Annotated in this window: 18 protein-coding genes; 7 read left to right on the forward strand and 11 right to left on the reverse strand. The window is 49.7% G+C overall.

What is annotated here, in order from left to right:
• Positions 1-6 precede the first annotated feature (6 nt).
• Complete coding sequence (locus H6F86_RS30215) at positions 7-1,092, reverse strand: ABC transporter ATP-binding protein (protein ID WP_190455006.1); 1,086 nt, start codon at positions 1,090-1,092, stop codon at positions 7-9.
• Positions 1,093-1,177: 85 nt separating this feature from the next.
• On the opposite strand from H6F86_RS30215, the gene H6F86_RS30220 reads away from it, so the two are divergent.
• Positions 1,178-2,914 (forward strand): iron ABC transporter permease, encoded by a 1,737-nt coding sequence (locus H6F86_RS30220; protein WP_190455376.1) that lies wholly within the window; start codon positions 1,178-1,180, stop codon positions 2,912-2,914.
• A 27-nt stretch (positions 2,915-2,941) separates the two neighbouring features.
• Here the strand turns inward: H6F86_RS30220 and H6F86_RS30225 are convergent, their stop codons facing one another.
• A complete protein-coding gene (locus tag H6F86_RS30225; RefSeq protein ID WP_347241409.1) occupies positions 2,942-3,991 on the reverse strand; it encodes a Fe(3+) ABC transporter substrate-binding protein in 1,050 nt (349 codons plus the stop codon).
• A 342-nt stretch (positions 3,992-4,333) separates the two neighbouring features.
• On the opposite strand from H6F86_RS30225, the gene H6F86_RS30230 reads away from it, so the two are divergent.
• The 3 genes from H6F86_RS30230 to H6F86_RS30240 all read left to right on the forward strand — a co-directional run bounded on the left by H6F86_RS30230 (position 4,334) and on the right by H6F86_RS30240 (position 5,636).
• Positions 4,334-4,543, forward strand: coding sequence for a chlorophyll a/b-binding protein (locus tag H6F86_RS30230; RefSeq protein WP_190455013.1), 210 nt, complete (start codon positions 4,334-4,336; stop codon positions 4,541-4,543).
• Between the two features lie 66 nt (positions 4,544-4,609).
• Positions 4,610-4,852 (forward strand): hypothetical protein, encoded by a 243-nt coding sequence (locus H6F86_RS30235; RefSeq protein WP_190455016.1) that lies wholly within the window; start codon positions 4,610-4,612, stop codon positions 4,850-4,852.
• 172 nt (positions 4,853-5,024) lie between these two features.
• A complete protein-coding gene (locus tag H6F86_RS30240) occupies positions 5,025-5,636 on the forward strand; it encodes a chromophore lyase CpcT/CpeT (RefSeq protein ID WP_190455019.1) in 612 nt (203 codons plus the stop codon).
• 6 nt (positions 5,637-5,642) lie between these two features.
• On the opposite strand, the gene H6F86_RS30245 is transcribed toward H6F86_RS30240, so the two are convergent.
• Positions 5,643-5,897: a hypothetical protein gene (locus H6F86_RS30245; RefSeq protein ID WP_190455022.1), complete on the reverse strand. Its 255-nt coding sequence runs from the start codon at positions 5,895-5,897 to the stop codon at positions 5,643-5,645.
• Here H6F86_RS30245 and H6F86_RS30250 point away from each other — a divergent pair.
• Positions 5,896-7,098: a class I SAM-dependent methyltransferase gene (locus H6F86_RS30250; protein WP_190455025.1), complete on the forward strand. Its 1,203-nt coding sequence runs from the start codon at positions 5,896-5,898 to the stop codon at positions 7,096-7,098. The genes H6F86_RS30245 and H6F86_RS30250 overlap by 2 nt on opposite strands.
• A gap of 442 nt (positions 7,099-7,540) precedes the next feature.
• Here H6F86_RS30250 and H6F86_RS30255 read toward each other — a convergent pair whose 3' ends face one another.
• On the reverse strand, positions 7,541-7,816 hold the full coding sequence (locus H6F86_RS30255; protein ID WP_190455028.1) for a hypothetical protein: 276 nt from the start codon (positions 7,814-7,816) through the stop codon (positions 7,541-7,543).
• Positions 7,817-8,024: 208 nt separating this feature from the next.
• On the opposite strand from H6F86_RS30255, the gene H6F86_RS30260 reads away from it, so the two are divergent.
• Together H6F86_RS30260 and cpcA (H6F86_RS30265) are read left to right on the forward strand one after the other, a co-directional pair.
• The gene (locus H6F86_RS30260) at positions 8,025-8,543 is read left to right on the forward strand and encodes a phycocyanin subunit beta (protein ID WP_347241450.1); all 519 of its coding nucleotides are present in this window, start codon (positions 8,025-8,027) and stop codon (positions 8,541-8,543) included.
• Between the two features lie 137 nt (positions 8,544-8,680).
• Entirely contained in the window at positions 8,681-9,172 is a 492-nt protein-coding gene (cpcA, locus tag H6F86_RS30265) for a phycocyanin subunit alpha (protein WP_190455034.1), read from the forward strand.
• A gap of 557 nt (positions 9,173-9,729) precedes the next feature.
• On the opposite strand, the gene H6F86_RS30270 is transcribed toward cpcA (H6F86_RS30265), so the two are convergent.
• The 7 genes from H6F86_RS30270 to H6F86_RS30300 all read right to left on the reverse strand — a co-directional run bounded on the left by H6F86_RS30270 (position 9,730) and on the right by H6F86_RS30300 (position 15,722).
• On the reverse strand, positions 9,730-10,554 hold the full coding sequence (locus tag H6F86_RS30270) for a HEAT repeat domain-containing protein (RefSeq protein ID WP_190455036.1): 825 nt from the start codon (positions 10,552-10,554) through the stop codon (positions 9,730-9,732).
• Between the two features lie 199 nt (positions 10,555-10,753).
• Positions 10,754-11,578 carry a HEAT repeat domain-containing protein gene (locus H6F86_RS30275; RefSeq protein WP_190455039.1) on the reverse strand — a complete coding sequence of 275 codons (825 nt, stop codon included), beginning with the start codon at positions 11,576-11,578 and terminating at the stop codon, positions 10,754-10,756.
• Between the two features lie 124 nt (positions 11,579-11,702).
• The gene (gene cpcA / locus H6F86_RS30280) at positions 11,703-12,191 is read right to left on the reverse strand and encodes a phycocyanin subunit alpha (RefSeq protein WP_190455044.1); all 489 of its coding nucleotides are present in this window, start codon (positions 12,189-12,191) and stop codon (positions 11,703-11,705) included.
• A 91-nt stretch (positions 12,192-12,282) separates the two neighbouring features.
• The gene (locus H6F86_RS30285; protein ID WP_190455048.1) at positions 12,283-12,801 is read right to left on the reverse strand and encodes a phycocyanin subunit beta; all 519 of its coding nucleotides are present in this window, start codon (positions 12,799-12,801) and stop codon (positions 12,283-12,285) included.
• Between the two features lie 645 nt (positions 12,802-13,446).
• Positions 13,447-14,172: a phycobilisome rod-core linker polypeptide gene (locus tag H6F86_RS30290; RefSeq protein ID WP_190455051.1), complete on the reverse strand. Its 726-nt coding sequence runs from the start codon at positions 14,170-14,172 to the stop codon at positions 13,447-13,449.
• Positions 14,173-14,452: 280 nt separating this feature from the next.
• Positions 14,453-14,899 (reverse strand): hypothetical protein, encoded by a 447-nt coding sequence (locus H6F86_RS30295; RefSeq protein ID WP_190455054.1) that lies wholly within the window; start codon positions 14,897-14,899, stop codon positions 14,453-14,455.
• Between the two features lie 181 nt (positions 14,900-15,080).
• Positions 15,081-15,722: an MBL fold metallo-hydrolase gene (locus H6F86_RS30300; RefSeq protein WP_199305609.1), complete on the reverse strand. Its 642-nt coding sequence runs from the start codon at positions 15,720-15,722 to the stop codon at positions 15,081-15,083.
• Positions 15,723-15,811: the final 89 nt, after the last annotated feature.

The raw sequence follows: 15,811 nt of genomic DNA on the forward strand, positions 1-15,811 counted from the left end.
AATCTGCTAAGCCCCTGGAAACACCTGTACCGATCCGCCAGTTATGGAGAGCCGGACAGCCGTACCAATTGGGAGGTTTATGCTCACAGGTGTACGGGCGTAAAGTGTTTGACCACTAGGCGTTACAAGCCAGTAACGGTATTCACGTCCCAGAAATTGACGATCGCGAATTACCAGCTCACTTGTCTCATCGGCTGTCAACAGCAAGGCTTCCTGACGCAACATGACAGTGGCGTGATTGGGAGTTGGGCGATCGTCCTGAACGCCATTGCCCTGAACGCCATCGCCTGGAAACCAGCCAATCTCAGTTTGCCAACCGTCTTTTTGCCATTGAGCGGGTAGAAAATTTGCCTGCGTGACAAACTCGGCAACAAATTGGGATTTGGGCGCTTGATACAGCGCTTCCGGCGTGTCGATCTGTTCCAATGTGCCCTGGCGCATGACTGCCACATGATCGCAAATAGAGAGCGCCTCTTCTTGATCATGGGTAACAAAAATGGCGGTAGTCTGACTGGTTTTGAGAATGTCGTGGATCTCCTGACGCAGCCGCAGCCGCACCTGTACATCTAAATTGCTCAAGGGTTCGTCGAGCAAGACCAGAGCTGGTTGGGGAGCTAACGCACGTGCCAGGGCAACGCGCTGCTGCTGACCACCTGATAGCTGATGGGGATAGCGCTTTTCTAGTCCGGTCAAGCCAACCAGGGCGATCGCCTCTGCGGTTAATGCCTGTCTTTGCTTTGCCGAAAAACGCTTCTGACGCGGTTGCTGCAACCCGAACGCAACATTTTTTGCCACTGTAAGATGGGGGAACAGCGCATAGTCTTGAAACACCATACCCACATCGCGGCGCTCCGGTGGTTGCCAGATACCCTCACCTGCAACCCGTTGCCCTGCCAGATCAATCGTTCCAGACTGCGGACGCTCAAACCCAGCAATCAGTCGCAAGAGAGTCGTTTTACCGCAACCCGACGCACCAAGCAACCCTAACAAATCGCCTTGCTTTAGCGTTAATGAAACCTGCTTGACGGCCGGAAGGGACGCATTTGGAAACTGCTGCGACAGGTGATCGAGGTGCAGAATAGCATCAGACATCTAGTTGAAATTTATAAGCAATAGTCTCACCCTATAGTAAGGTGATCGTTGGTATCTTCCGCTATTGTTCTACTCGGTTTTCTGTATGCGATCGCCGCTGTCTCAGTCATCCACTAACCGCTTTTCGCTGCCCCATTGGGATGGCTGGACTGTTAGCACTTTATTGATAGCATTCCTGTTATCGCTGCCGCTTTGGGTCGTGTTAAGCAGCACCTTTGTTGATGCGCGATCGATCTGGCAGCATTTGGCAACTACCGTTCTAGGCACTTATGTCGGCAATTCTCTAGGGTTAATGCTAGGAGTGGGCATGGGTACTGCCTTTATCGGGGTCGGCACTGCCTGGTTGGTGACGCTCTGTTACTTTCCAGGACGACGCTTGTTTGAGTCGGCGCTGCTGCTCCCCCTTGCTGCTCCTGCCTATATCCTGGCGTATACCTATACAGAACTGCTGGAATATTACGGACCCATTCAAACTCAGTTGCGGCAATGGTTTGGCTGGGAGACAGTTCAGGATTACTGGTTTCCTAATGTGCGATCGCTGCCAGGGGCGATCGTGATGCTGACGTTAGTTCTATATCCCTATGTGTATTTGTTAGCGCGATCGGCGTTTCTCACCCAATCTAGTAGCCTGCTGGAAGCCAGCCGCAATCTGGGTTGCAATCCCTGGCGTAGCTTTAGGATGGTCGCCTTACCATTGGCGCGTCCGGCGATCGTGGCAGGTTTATCGCTGGCATTGATGGAAACGCTTAATGACTTTGGCACGGTTGAGTTTTTCTCAGTGCCCACGTTTACCACTGGCATTTATCGCACCTGGTTTAACATGGGCGAACGGTTGGCAGCATCGCAGCTAGCAGCGTTACTCCTGCTCTTTATTTTTGGCTTGATTGCGCTGGAACGGCTCTCGCGTCAGCAGCAGCGCTATTTTCAAAATGCGAGGCAGGGACGAACGGTGCCTCGCTATGTGCTCTCTAGGTGGCACAGTCTGCTGGCGATCGTAGCCTGCGTGCTGCCCATTCTTCTGGGCTTCCTGGTGCCTGCGGGGGTGCTGGTACAGTTAATGGGATTCGGCAACAGTGCAGCAGGAGCAGACTCGCGTGCTGATGCTGACTTTCCCAGCGCAGCGGGTTCCAGTGAGGCAATTGTACAGAATACGAGCAACAGCTTTTGGGAGTTTGCTCGCCATAGTCTGCTGCTGTCACTGCTAACGGCGGCGATCGCCGTACTGCTAGCTATCATCCTTGCCTATGGGCAACGGCTGCGTCCTGCCAACCGCTGGGCAACTCAAGTTGCTACTTTGGGCTATGCAGTGCCCGGAGCCGTGATCGCAGTTGGCATTTTAGTACCGTTGGGTCAGTTTGATAATACGGTAGATGCCTGGAGCCGTAGCACGTTTGGCGTTTCGACCGGACTGCTGTTAAGCGGAACGATCGCGGCGCTAGTGTTTGCCTATCTAGTACGCTTTTTGGCTGTGGGGTTTGGCGCAGTAGAATCGAGCCTGGAGCGTGTGAAGCCGAGCCTTGATGATGCCGCACGCTGTCTGGGCTGTGGCACTGTCAGCACCTTAAAGAAAATACATTTGCCGCTGGTGCGCGGTGGCTTGCTCACTGGTTTAATTTTGGTGTTCGTTGATGTGATGAAAGAATTGCCAGCGACGTTGATTGTGCGTCCCTTCAACTTCGATACGCTGGCGATTCGCGTTTACAATCTGGCATCAGACGAGCGGTTAGCAGAAGCCGCCGCTCCAGCCCTAGCGATCGTGGTCGTCGGCTTGTTGCCCGTAGTGTTGCTCAGTTGGCAAATGGTACAGGGCGATCAGCATTGATGATGCGATCGTCCCTGACACTCATCGCTATGCCCAGCCAGCCCGATCCATCAATTGCAGTGCTACACGGTTCTTTTCACCGAAGATACTTGCGTTTAGCTTATCTTCCTTGAAACTCCCAAAACTGGTCAAGACTGCATCTTTCGTCACGCCTCGCCGCACGGGATATTCATAATTGCTCCCTGCAAAAATCTGCTGTGCCTCTGGGCTTGCCAGATATTCCAGATACTGGATGGCTGCGTCTCGGTTGGGCGCATTCTTCGCAATGCCGCCACCACTAATATTGACATGGGTACCACGATCGCGCTGGTTAGGGAAAAGCACCCCTACTTTGCTGGCAATCTCACGATCTTCTGCCTTGCTTGATTTGGCAAGCCGTGCCAGGTAATACGTATTGGCAAGTGTGAGATCGCCAATGCCTGCTGCCACTGCTTTAATTTGCGACGTATCATTGCCCTCAGGCTTACGGGCAAAGTTTGCCACGACTCCTTTTGTCCATGCCTCTGCTTTTGCTTCGCCCAAGGCTGCCATGATGGAGCCAACAAGCGATTGGTTATACACATTGCCAGACGAGCGCACTAGCACCTTGCCGCGCCATTTTGCCTCTGCTAAGTCTTCGTAACGGGTAATCTCGGTGGGTCTGACTCGTGCTTTGTTGTAAACGATGACGCGGGCGCGCTTTGTAAAGCCAAACCAGTAACCATCTGGGTCTCGCAAATTTGCAGCAACGTTGGTGTAGAGAGCACTACCAGTGGGAACTTTTTGCAGCAGATCTTCCTGCCGGATGCGCCACAGATTGCCTGCATCAACCGTAATGATGACATCGGCAGGGCTATTTGCCCCCTCACTCTTGACACGCTCAATTAATTTATCTGCTGGCGCTTCGACGAGATTCACCTTAATGCCAGTCTTTTTAAAGAAGCCTTCGTAAACTTGATTGTCAGCATCATAATGCCGTGCTGAGTAGAGATTAAGGACTTTACCGCTTTGTGCAACGCCACTCATTGAGTTCCAGGCTTGGTGAGCCGCAACCGCTGTGATTGCAGCACCAGAAGCCAAGAACGTCCGTCTTTTCATGCTCATCGTAGATCCTCAACTGGTCAGAAAAATGATTGATTTAAGCAGCAAGTCCTCAATAGAGCGCGAAACTATTGAGATTAAATGTCAGCAGTTCGCATCATAGCGAAAGCAGTGCTTAAACTCAAGCGATGCGATCGAAAACGGTTGGTCGTGCCAGAAAAGAGCGATCGCCCCTACCAGTTCCTGTCTCTAGGGAGTGTCTATCCAGAACAGAGCCTTCTTACGTGGCTTACACCTAATTTGGCTGACCGCAACGAACTCAGATGTCAAGGTTGTTGCAACAATTGTTTACATTATGTTATATTCTTTTACATAAGATTAATTGCGAGGTACAGCATCATGATTCGTGGACAAGTGATTGAAGAAGGTGGACGTGCAAATGTATATGCTGTAGAACCCAAAATGTATGCTGACGACACACAGCAATTTGGGTTTAACGAACACGCTGAGATGTTGAACGGACGGTTAGCCATGATTGGGTTTGTTTCGCTTTTAGTGCTAGAAATTGCCACCGGGCATGGCGTGATTGGCTGGCTGACAGGTTTATAAAAATTCTTAACCGACAGGTTGAACAAACTGGTCATCGAGCAAACGTTTAATAGAGGAAACTACAAGATGAAAACTGACTTCGACATCACAAATAATCTTTCGCTTAAACCCGTTGTCTTTAGACCGGATTTCAATAGCCAAGCTGAAGTTATTAGCACCAATCAAGCTTGGTCACTCTTCTTCACCGCTGGTAACGAAGATAAAGCCCTTGGGTTCAATGCTGAAGCCGGTCAATTTTTCACAAACCTGCTGCTGGCTGTTGGTGTAGCTGGGGTACTCTGGGCATTTTTGTTTGGCAACGTCCTATAAATCTTGAAACATCCTTGGCGCTGTTAAAATTGCTTTGTTAAAGTCTCGGCTAGGCTTCCTACCGGGACTTTTTGATGTTTGATGACCTTTGCCACTTACATACGCTACTGAAGCACTCCTTTATCCTTTCCTACACCTAAGGCTGCGGCTAGCCCCTTTAAAGTGACGCTCTATGCCCCTTTCTCCCGCCCTGATTACGCTTGCTCGCTCTATGGCAGGCGAATTTGATAACCGCGAACAGGCGATCGGTGATCCTGCCTGGTACGTTCATCTACGCATGTGGCAGCGTCCCGTGCCGCTCTTTCGCGAGGACAGCTTGACGCTCTTTGCCGAGCAAGCGAATGTGCTGTATCCAGAGCAGGCATACCGTCAGCGCTTAATACGACTCAGGCAAGTTGATGATGCCGAAGCGCCACTGCAAGCACATTACTATGCGTTTAAAAACCCAACAGCTGCGATCGGCGCAGGGCTGAAACCAGAGTTTTTGAACGCAATCACGTTGGAGCAACTCGACTATTTACCTGGCTGTATCCTCAAAATTACACAGCAGGATGCAGAGAGCTTTACGGCTCAACCCCTGCCCGGTTCACAGTGTCTCTTCTCGTATCAGGGCAAACAGTCTCAGGTGCAGCTTGGGTTTGCGGTACGCGCCCAGACGTTTGAGAGTTATGACAAGGGCATTGATGTTGAAACGCAGAAAGCAACGTGGGGAGCAGTTTTGGGTCCGTATCGCTACACAAAACGACGTGATTTTAGCTCGGAGTGGGCGATCGAAAACGTCTAAGCAGCTTTAAGCGTTATGAGCAAAGCGGTTGCTGAGTGACGATGTCGATCGGGCGGTGGCTGCTACCCCAGAAGCCCTAGAGGGGCAGTTCCTAAAGAGCAAAATTTTGTGCTGAATAACGATCCAACTAGCGCTGGCAACTAGAGGCGTGAGTCTAACGATCGCCATTTTGATCAGTTCTTCAATAGCGCTGCCGCCATCAAGCGATGTGGGACAATGGTAGCTGGGTTTACCACTCCATCCAACGTTAAGACCAGTCATGTCCGACTCTCAAGCTATCAGTGCCGCTGTTGCCAAGCTCTACAATACCTATCCCTTTCCGCCCGAGCCATTGTTGGATGAACCGCCTCCGGGCTATAACTGGCGCTGGAATTGGCTGTCAGCCTACAACTTTTGTACGGGGCAAAAGCCCGCCCATCAAACAGCGCGAATTTTGGATGCAGGCTGTGGGACGGGTGTAGGAACCGAATATCTGGTGCATCTTAACCCAGAAGCCAGCGTGGTGGGCATTGACCTGAGCGCTGGAGCGCTAGCGGTGGCAAAAGAGCGTTGTCACAAGTCGAAGGCAACGCGGGTGGAATTTCATCACCTCAGTTTGTTTGATGCTGAGCAACTGCCCGGAGAGTTTGATCTCATCAACTGTGTGGGAGTGCTGCATCACACGCCTGACCCTATTCGCGGCATTCAGGCATTGGCAAAAAAGTTGGCACCAGGGGGCTTGCTACATATCTTTGTGTATGGCGAGTTGGGACGATGGGAAATTAAGTTGATGCAAGAGGCGATCGCGCTGTTGCAGGGAGATAAACGGGGTGATTATACGGATGGCGTTTCAGTAGGGCGACAACTATTTGCGGCGTTGCCTGAGGATAACCGACTCCGCAAACGGGAACAGGAACGCTGGTCTTGGGAAAATCAGCGCGATGGCTACTTTGCTGATATGTACGTGCATCCGCAGGAGATTGATTACAACATCCAGACGGTCTTTGAGTTAATTGATGCCTCTGGGTTAGAGTTTGTTGGCTTTTCCAATCCGCAGGTTTGGTCTTTGGAACGATTGCTGGCGAACGCACCGGCACTTATGCAGCGATCGCACGGGTTGAGCGATCGTGAGCGCTATCGCTTGATTGAGCTACTCGATCCACAGGCAATTACTCACTACGAATTCTTTTTGGCACGTGCCCCTCTGCCCCGGCAAGACTGGTCAATAGATGCGGAACTGCTGGCAGCGAAACCAGAACCCAGCCCTTGCATTCAAGGTTGGCGCGAGAGTCGGCAATTTTTTAATTACGATTATCAGGTAGTTGACCTGGATGACGCAGAGTGGAAGTTCTTGCGTGCCTGTGATGGCAACCAAACGCAGCAAAAAACGGTTGAGGAACTGTTGCCGTTGAGCGGAGCCAGGCTAGAAGATGTGCGATCGCTACAGCGGCAACAAATCATCCTCTTGACGCCATCTGCCTAGTATTTAGAGATCTATCCAGCATCAGCTTCAGCTTGTCACTCTATTCGCGCGATTATCTGTTTCGTTGGGTACCCCCGACAATTTGTTTTGCTTAAGCAATGCTTTTTAGGCGTGTGACTGAGCGCGATCGCCAATTTTCTCAATCCTGTTAATAACAATCTGGCAGTAGCTTCTCTTGAGCTTTCTTACTGCCATAAATTTTGTCAAGTACAGTTTATACAAAACTATATAGATTGCTTATTAGTTGACAGTAGTAGTCTTTGCCCTTGATTTTTCTGCTGAACTAGCATTGTTAAGATTTGAAAATAACCAACAAAGACGAAGTAACCAGGGTTACAAGCGCCTTGTATATAATGTCACGATTTTTTGGTTAATACAATTTTTCTGATGTGAAACCATAGGTATTAAACATTAAATTTAAGCGAGTTTCCTAAGGGTTTTCCTAACAATATAAAACCGCTATACCTATACCCTGAAGGCGCTTGGGAAATACTAAATAAGAAAAGCCACTCTTGATTTGGTTTGTGATTATGAGTGAAAAGTGGCTAAAAATAGCATCAAAAATAATACAAATTGAATGAGGCATCTCTAAATATTTTTTAATAAAAAACCCTGAATAGCCATTGTATAAAAATTCTTGTAAGGGCTTTGAGTAAAGGGAGCAAGGTTGTGGCTCAGCTTCGAGCGCGCTTTTAGTATCTTTTTCTTTGACAATCATGATCCTTGATCAAGCTACATGAGAAAAGGCTCGCTTTAGGTGCAGTTTGCACTACCGTAAAGTTTGGATTTTAAACTTTTTAGTCCAAATCAGATTCTTGACAAGCATGGTAATTGGCTTGAAAAAGATTAAGACAAGACTCCCTACCTTCTCTATTAAGTTCTTCCGCAGCCTCAATTAATCAATATTCAGGAGATTGAAAACGATGGTGCAAGATGCCTTTTCTAAGGTTGTTGCTCAGTTTGATGCGCGGGGAGAATACCTGCCTGCCTCTCAGTTGGATGCTCTACTGGGTTTAGTAAGAGATGGCAACAAACGGGTTGATGTTGTTAATCGGATTTCTAGCAATGCCTCTGCTATTGTTGCTAACGCCGCTCGTTCCTTATTTGCTGAACAACCTCAACTGATTGCACCTGGAGGCAATGCTTATACAAGCCGCCGTGCTGCTGCCTGTGTACGAGATTTGGACATCATCCTACGCTATGTGACCTACGCCATTTTTACCGGTGATGCCAGTATTCTGGAAGACCGTGCCTTGAATGGTTTACGGGAAACCTATCTAGCTTTAGGCACTCCGGGGGCTTCTGTGGCAGTTGGCATTCAAAAGTTGAAAGAAGCATCGATCGCGCTTGCGGATGACCCAAATGGCATTACCAAAGGTGACTGTAGCGCCATTATTTCAGAAGTTGCATCCTATTTCGATCGCGCAGCAGCGGCAGTTGGTTAAACCCTCTTTGCTGATGCCACTGGGATGAAGACATTAACGAACAATCAGGTTGCTGAGACGGATGACCTACCTGCAAGTAGGTTACTCAGTCCATCGTTTGTAAAAGATGTAAAAGAAATTAGGAGATCATAAAGTCAATGAGTAAGACTCCGTTAACTGAAGCAGTTGCTGCTGCTGATTCACAAGGTCGCTATCTGGGTAGCACCGAGATCCAGGTGGCATTTGGTCGCTTCCGGCAGGCAACTGTCAGCTTAGAAGCCGCAAAGGCACTCTCTCAAAAGGCACCAGGTTTGGCGGAAGCGGCGGCGGCGGCTGTGTATCAGAAGTTTCCCTACACTACTCAGTTGGATGGTCCGAACTATGCGTCTAGCTCGACTGGCAAAGCAAAGTGTGTACGGGATATTGGCTACTACCTGCGGATTGTTACCTACGCTCTAGTAGTAGGCGGCACAGGACCGATCGATGATTATTTGATTAGCGGACTGGCTGAAATCAACCGCACCTTTGAGCTATCGCCCAGTTGGTATCTCGAAGCACTTAAATACATCAAGGCAAATCATGGCTTAAGTGGAGATGGAGCCGTTGAGGCTAATTCGTACCTCGACTACATCATCAATGCGCTTAGCTAAGTAGCTAGATGTCCCGAAACTAAGAATACTTCTAGGAGGGAGTAGGTGAAGTCTCTATTCAGGGGCACCCCAAGCTCCCTTCCTGCAACTCATTATTGCTTTTGCACTTCGTTATTAGCAAGGGCACTAATGGTTGGGCTGTAGGGACTAATCGTTTTATTATGCTCATCTACTGACTATGGATTTTTCGGTTTTTGCGCGGTTGTGACAATAACTTGGTCTTGTGCGATCCACTACCAAGTTATGGTAGAAAGCCCACTATACTGTTGCAAAAACTTAATGCTAAAGCTTGCAACCGTAAGACGTTGCAAATGCGTCGAGCTTTGCGTAGTAAGCCTGAAGCGTTGTTTACCCATAATTAGAAGCGGTGCTTGATCGACTTTATTGGTCGAGTTACCAACGCTGTTATGGTAATAGCGGTTCACTGACTACGCAAATGCTTTCCTATTTTAAGTTTTTGACTGATGGGAATAACAACGATCAAGCATTGATATAGGTTGGCTCATGCTCTTCAACCTCTTCAATAGGTGCAATACGATCAACAGCATGATCCTGCTTCAAACCTGAACACCGTCAGATGGTTGAGCTATAGACGCTGCCAAGTCACGATAGCGGCGTGGATCGCCTTCTGCTAACACAAGTTTCTCTTGCTTTTTGCGATCGTACAGTTTCTCTAAAATAGTCTGCCAATCTGTTGCCGACAGGGGTGAAGGCTTCGCTACAACCGCTGGTGTAGGCGTTGCTTCCGTTTGGAGGTGCTGCTGTGCCATCCAGATGCGCGCCCGCACTGCCCAGTTTTCATCATTGGCGGCAATTTGCTCAAGGTGCGACTGAATGCGCGATCGCCAATCTGGATGCGTTGCGGCAATCGCCCTTGCCAAAGCTTGTAAACCCATGATGGCAGCATAGCGCACCACCCATTCTTCATCCTGTTGTGCGACAAAAAGCAAGGCTTCCAGTGCTTCTTCTTGAGCGATTTCTAGAAGATCATCTGGGAACCAGTGCCACTTCATCATCCCCAGTCCCCTGGCTGCTGCCCGTCGCACGCTGGGCGAAAAATCAGCCGTCGCCACTCCTAGCAAGGTGACTAAGCCTCTCGGATCGCCAATGCCTGCCAGAGCACGAATAGCCCAGGCTCTAGCGGTGTAATTATGAAGATCCAGTTGCTCCAAAAGAGCCGGTATAGAGGGTTCGCCTAGTTGAATTAACCCATCTACTGCTGCTACTGCCGCCCCTGGATTGTTATAGCTCAGAGCAGCGATCAGCGTCGGAATGGCTCCTTCTAAACGGGCTGCTGCCAGCTCTTGGACGGCGGCTAACAAACGATAAGAAGAATCTGCGTCTTCTACAGCCTGAATCAAGGTAGAAAGGTGATCAGTCATGACGGAGAAAAGGAGCCATAAAGTCTGCTGATTTTATTCTCGCTCTTTCTGCAAGACATTGCTGCTTCTAGCAATAAAAGCACTGGAGTTAGGTGCCGCTCTTGGTGCTGTAACGCTAACGTCATTTTGGCGTTGCTGAAGCTTAGAATGAGGGCAAAGTATCTCGCCTTACATCAACGTCGTCTGCTAAGAGCATCGGCTACAGTAATTCGTCCATTAAGGTCATGACTTTCATTGCGCCATCGGTCAAGTGAGGCGGCGTAGTGTGCTGGAGTTGTTTTTCCAATAAGCCCTTGAGGGCAATCAGCTTCAGACTGTTTTCTGCCGGGGTTTGTGCGATCGCATCGGCAGCAGGTAAATACCCGATCGCTCCCAAATCGGTCAGGACGGTGCGGCGGAGTTGCAATTCCTTGTTAGAGAGAGCTTGCACCAAGCGATTGCCATACTGCTGGGCTTCAGGACTAGGCGTGAGTTGATACATGGCTCGTGCAGCAGCATACTGAATCCGAGGAATATCATGCTCTAAAAACGGCAGGATGTCAGGAATCGCCGCAGTTGCGCCCAACGCGCCTAATGCCTCTAGAATGGCTTCAAATGGTTGAGTTAGCTGAGGCGGTTCTAGTGCTGGCAACGTTCCGGGCACTTGGTTGTTAAGCAACTCAATTAAGCGGGGCAGGCACGATGCATCACCTAACGCCTCTAACGCCTGTGCCGCTGCTTCCCGCACATAGAAATCAGAACATTCTAAAGCTCGCACTAGCGCTGGGACGGCTCGACGATCGCCCAGTTTACCCAATGCCCTCGCTGCATTACGCCGTAGCGGATAGCCACCAACCGTCGTCCGATCGTCCTCGTCATCTAAAGCGGCGATTAACACGGCAATGGCTTCTGGGTCGTTGACCCGAAACCGACCAATCCACCACGCGGCATAGACCCGCAAGCCCAAGTCTTCGCCTTGCAGGTTAGCGATCGCTTGTTCCACAGTCAGTGAACTATCACTTTTTATGACAGACTCGTCATCCATATCGATCGAAACGAAAGGTCGGCGAAAGAGCGTCTTGGTAAGCTCACTTTAAAAAAGCAATGCCCGGAGTGATGAACAACCTTAAGCGGCTGCTATGCATCTCTCCGGGCAGAAGCATTAGAGACTAGCTCAATGCATTGATGGCGTAGTCAATGTAGGAGTTTGCTTCAACAGCAGGATCACCACTCAAACCGTGGTTAGCTTTGATGTACTTCAACGCTTCGATATACCAGCTAGGAGACAGATCAAAGGTGCGGTTGATTTCAGCAACACCAGCAATCAAATAGTCATCCATGGGACCTGTACCACCTACAACTAGGCAGTAGGTAACCATGCGAAGGTAGTAACCGATGTCACGCACGCACTTGTCCTTACCACGTTGGTCAGCCGCGTAGTTGGGACCCTGCATTTGTGTGGTGTAGGGGAACTTGCTGTACACCGCGTTAGCAGCGCCAGAAGACAACGAGGAGGCTTTTGAGGTTAGTGCTTTAGCAGCTTCTAGACCGGCAGAAGCCTGACGGAAACGACCAAAGGCGCTTTGAAGTTCGGTGGAGCTAAGAAAGCGTCCTTGAGAATCAGCAGCAGCGACTGCTTCGGTTAAAGGGGTCTTCATCGTCAAATAATCTCCAAAATAGGCTTGTCTTGCGGGTGCCTCTGATGATAATCGCGATCAGAGGCTAATCGAAAAAAGGCTGTGTACTTGACTAAGAGACGGCAGCAGCAGCCTTGTCAAAGTAGCTACTAACTTCACTCATCAGGCTGGAGCAATCGCCTTTGGTCACGCCATTTTGGTCGCCTGCGATCGCCAGGGCAGCATCCTTCATCTTGTGCACACCAGCTGCAACGGAACCACCGGGAACGCCTAGCGCTTGGTAGGTTTCGCGCAAGCCATTGAGGCAACGATCTTCGAGAATGCTGGCATCACCCGAAAAGATTGAATAGGTAATGTAGCGGAGGATAATTTCCATATCGCGCAAGCAAGCTGCCATACGGCGGTTGGTGTAAGCGTTGCCACCGGGTGCAATCAGACCAGGCTGTTCTTCAAACAGTGAACGAGCCGCGTTAGCAACGATTGCAGACGAATTGCTAGTAATGCGGTTCACGGTGTCCATGCGCTTGTTGCCATCTGCGACCATAGCGCTGAGGGCATCCAACTGCGAAGCGCTGAGGTAGTCGCCTCGTGCGTCAGCTTGGGAAACCACTTTTGCAAATGCGTCCAACATAAACTTCAATCTCCTAATGGGTTTAGTCGAGGATGGCTCAGGTCACAACCAGACCAAATTAAGCTTAGAAGTCAATCTGCCTGAGCAGAGAGAAACAAGCAAACTCAGTGGATGGAGACCGACGAAATGTTTCTTGCTCTTCCAAAAAAGAAGCGGGAGAAAAGTTACATTTCTTAAACGATCGAGAAATTTAACTCATCTGGACGCTTGTATAAACCGCATCCGTTTTCTAGTAACTTTCTCAACCTCTATGTTTATACTATGCCGTTGGATCGTTGTTTGTTAAAAATTGTGAAAGGCTAGACCGCAATCGGGATGGGCAGCTTCGCTGAAAAAAGAGCAACTATGGCAGTTACACGCCAAAATGCACCCTACTCCCTAACTGTAACGACAATAACCATTTGCATGCCGTTCTCAAGTCGGCGCAAAGTTTAAGAAAAGTAAAGAAGATGAGAAGGCAAAGCGTGTTCACTCTAGCCCTAGAGGCTGCACTCCTTAAAAATGAACCTAGCGTTGCTGTTGTCGGTGCTTGGCTAGATTGCTTGGATCAGACTGCTTCTAACAAAAAGTGGGGTATGACAACGCCATACCCCACTTCCTTGCAGATGGGACTTCTAGGTCAGTTTTAGTTCTGGGAAAGGTTCTCTAACGTAAGGCTAGCAAGGCTTCTCGTTCCTCTGCTGATAGTTGGGTGAGCAAGGCTTTAGCTTTGCCAACATCATCTGGCTTGAGCAAATGCAGCAGGGTTTCGATCGTATTCGTTCCTTCCCGGTCTACGGCGTTTGCTGTAACCGCATTATGCGCCTCAGGGCGGCGGCAAACGCCATTTCTGCACAGCAAGCCAAGCTGCCGCCAATACATTGTGGGTATGGAGTGCCCGCGTTGACCAAAGTGTTCTTCGTTGAGGAATTTTGATTCCAGAAAGACTTCGGGCGATCGATAACAGGTTTGTTCGCGCGGATAGGGCACAGTGAAGCAGCCAAAGGCTTTGCGGTATTCTTCTGAATCCAGTATGGCTGTAACGAAGCCACCACAGCCTTGCTTGAGCAAAATCTCGTTGTAAGCCTTCATTTCCTGGTGATCTGCGATCGCACGTCCTAGAAAATGCTTGAAACAGACCTCCATAAACTTGACATTGGAGAGCTTGTCGTAATACTGGTTGCGATAGATGTCAGTGCAGGCAAACTGTTTCAAAAAGCGGCGCACACCAATTTTGTCTGTTAGAAAATCTTTTTCCAGTGCTGCAACGCTTTGTCGCTCTGCCATGTAGAGTTGTCGTTCCAAAACTTGGCGATAGATTTGCGTCAGTGCAAATTGACGTTCTTCAAGGGAAGACCGTCGGCTGACAGTCACTGGTGTAAAGTCGTGCATAGAAAATTCCTCTAACCTTAAAAATTGCAGATGTGTCTCGGCGAATAACACCAACCGAGTACTAGCAGTGGCTTCATCTGTATGGGAGAGAGGTGCTTTAACCTCTTGGGGCAATGTCAACCCATGACGCTCTATGGTGAGAGAGTGCCCGTTGTCCAGAACTCGATCGCACTGGCAGGCAAATTCTTAACAAAGCGTGATTTCTGATCGCACGGGTATCTTGAAGATGCAGTCTGGTGAACCATCAGAGGAAGGGCTAAAAATTTCAGCCTTTAGCCTTTTAACCTTGGGCTTTGTCTTTTGAGAGCATATCGATCGCGTCTCCTAGTGCTGTCGTCAAACCCTGACGCGTTTGAGCATGATTCTTTTGTTCGGTTTGGAGCGCTTGAGTCAACTGATCGCGCATGATTAAAGACTCAAGCAGCTTGTCCTGAAGTTCAGCAACCGTTTGCAGTTTTTCGACTTCGGCTCGAATCGTCGTTGAGTCTGCTGCCTCTGCCGTTGCGACGGACGCCATGCCCTTTAATTGCTGGATCTCTTGCTTCAACTCGGCGATCGTTTGACGTGCCAAACTTGCCTCCGTCCGACGCTGCTGCGCTTCGGTTTCATACAACCGCTGCCAGTTCGCCGCACTGCTATACGCCTGTTCGCGATCCTGCTGGGCATCTACCAACTGCTGCCGCAACGTCTTGATCTCAGTCAACCACTGGCTTACGTCATGGGTCATCAGCAATGGCTCCTTGGGCAATGCTAGAGAGTTTAACGGACTGGAAGGGGAATTTCTATAGCGAGGGAGGAGGGAGGAGGAGATTGAGGAACAGAGGGGCAGAGGAAGATTTGAGGTTTAAGTTTTTAGCAATTAGCCTTCAGCGATCAGCGATCAACTCTCAGCGATTAGCCTTTAGCCTTTAGCCTTCAGCCTCACTCCCTAATTTCTCATACCTCAATTTCTCATATGCATTTTCCACCAGATATTTGCCGCGCAAAAAGCCTGTATTTGCTCCAGGGCAAATGATTTGTAGCGTTTCTGGCGTGAATTGTTCCACTAGCTTCTGGACGTTTTGCAATTGTCTGCGCCAGTGGAAAGTTTTGGGCGTTTTGAGGGGCAGCAGGTTGCCTTGAGGGTTGGGCAACAGATGCCGACCTGAGAAAAGGACACCACCAAACTGGCTGTAATACAGGCAGGCAGAACCGGGAGAATGCCCTGATGTCCAGATTGCACGGGTTTGAGGCGTTAGCGTCAACGTTTGCTCAAAGGGTGTGACGGTCAAGCCTGGAAGAAGGTAGGCTTCTTGCTCCTGAATGACGATAGGGCAACCAAAGGCTTGCTGAATTTCGCGGGCTTTGCCAATGCCGCCACGATGGGTGAGGAAGAGCCATTCTACGCCGCCTTGTGCCTCTAAAAAGGTACGGTTGGCATGATCCCAGGCAGGACAATCCACGAGAATGTTGACTGCTTCTACAATAAGATAAGCAGTTCCTCCTAAAGTGTCTCGATTAGGGGGGAAGGCGAAGATGGATGGACGATCGCCCTGAGACCGGGGCAGCAGCAAGCGGGGTTGCTTGGCTACAGTGGAGCTTTGGCTGATAGGGCTTTGGTCGATCGCGGGTTGTGGGGGCAAGAGGGGTGCAGAATCGC

Origin of the sequence: Phormidium sp. FACHB-592 (assembly GCF_014695795.1) — a bacterium.
Classification (GTDB): Bacteria; Cyanobacteriota; Cyanobacteriia; order Leptolyngbyales; family Leptolyngbyaceae; genus Stenomitos.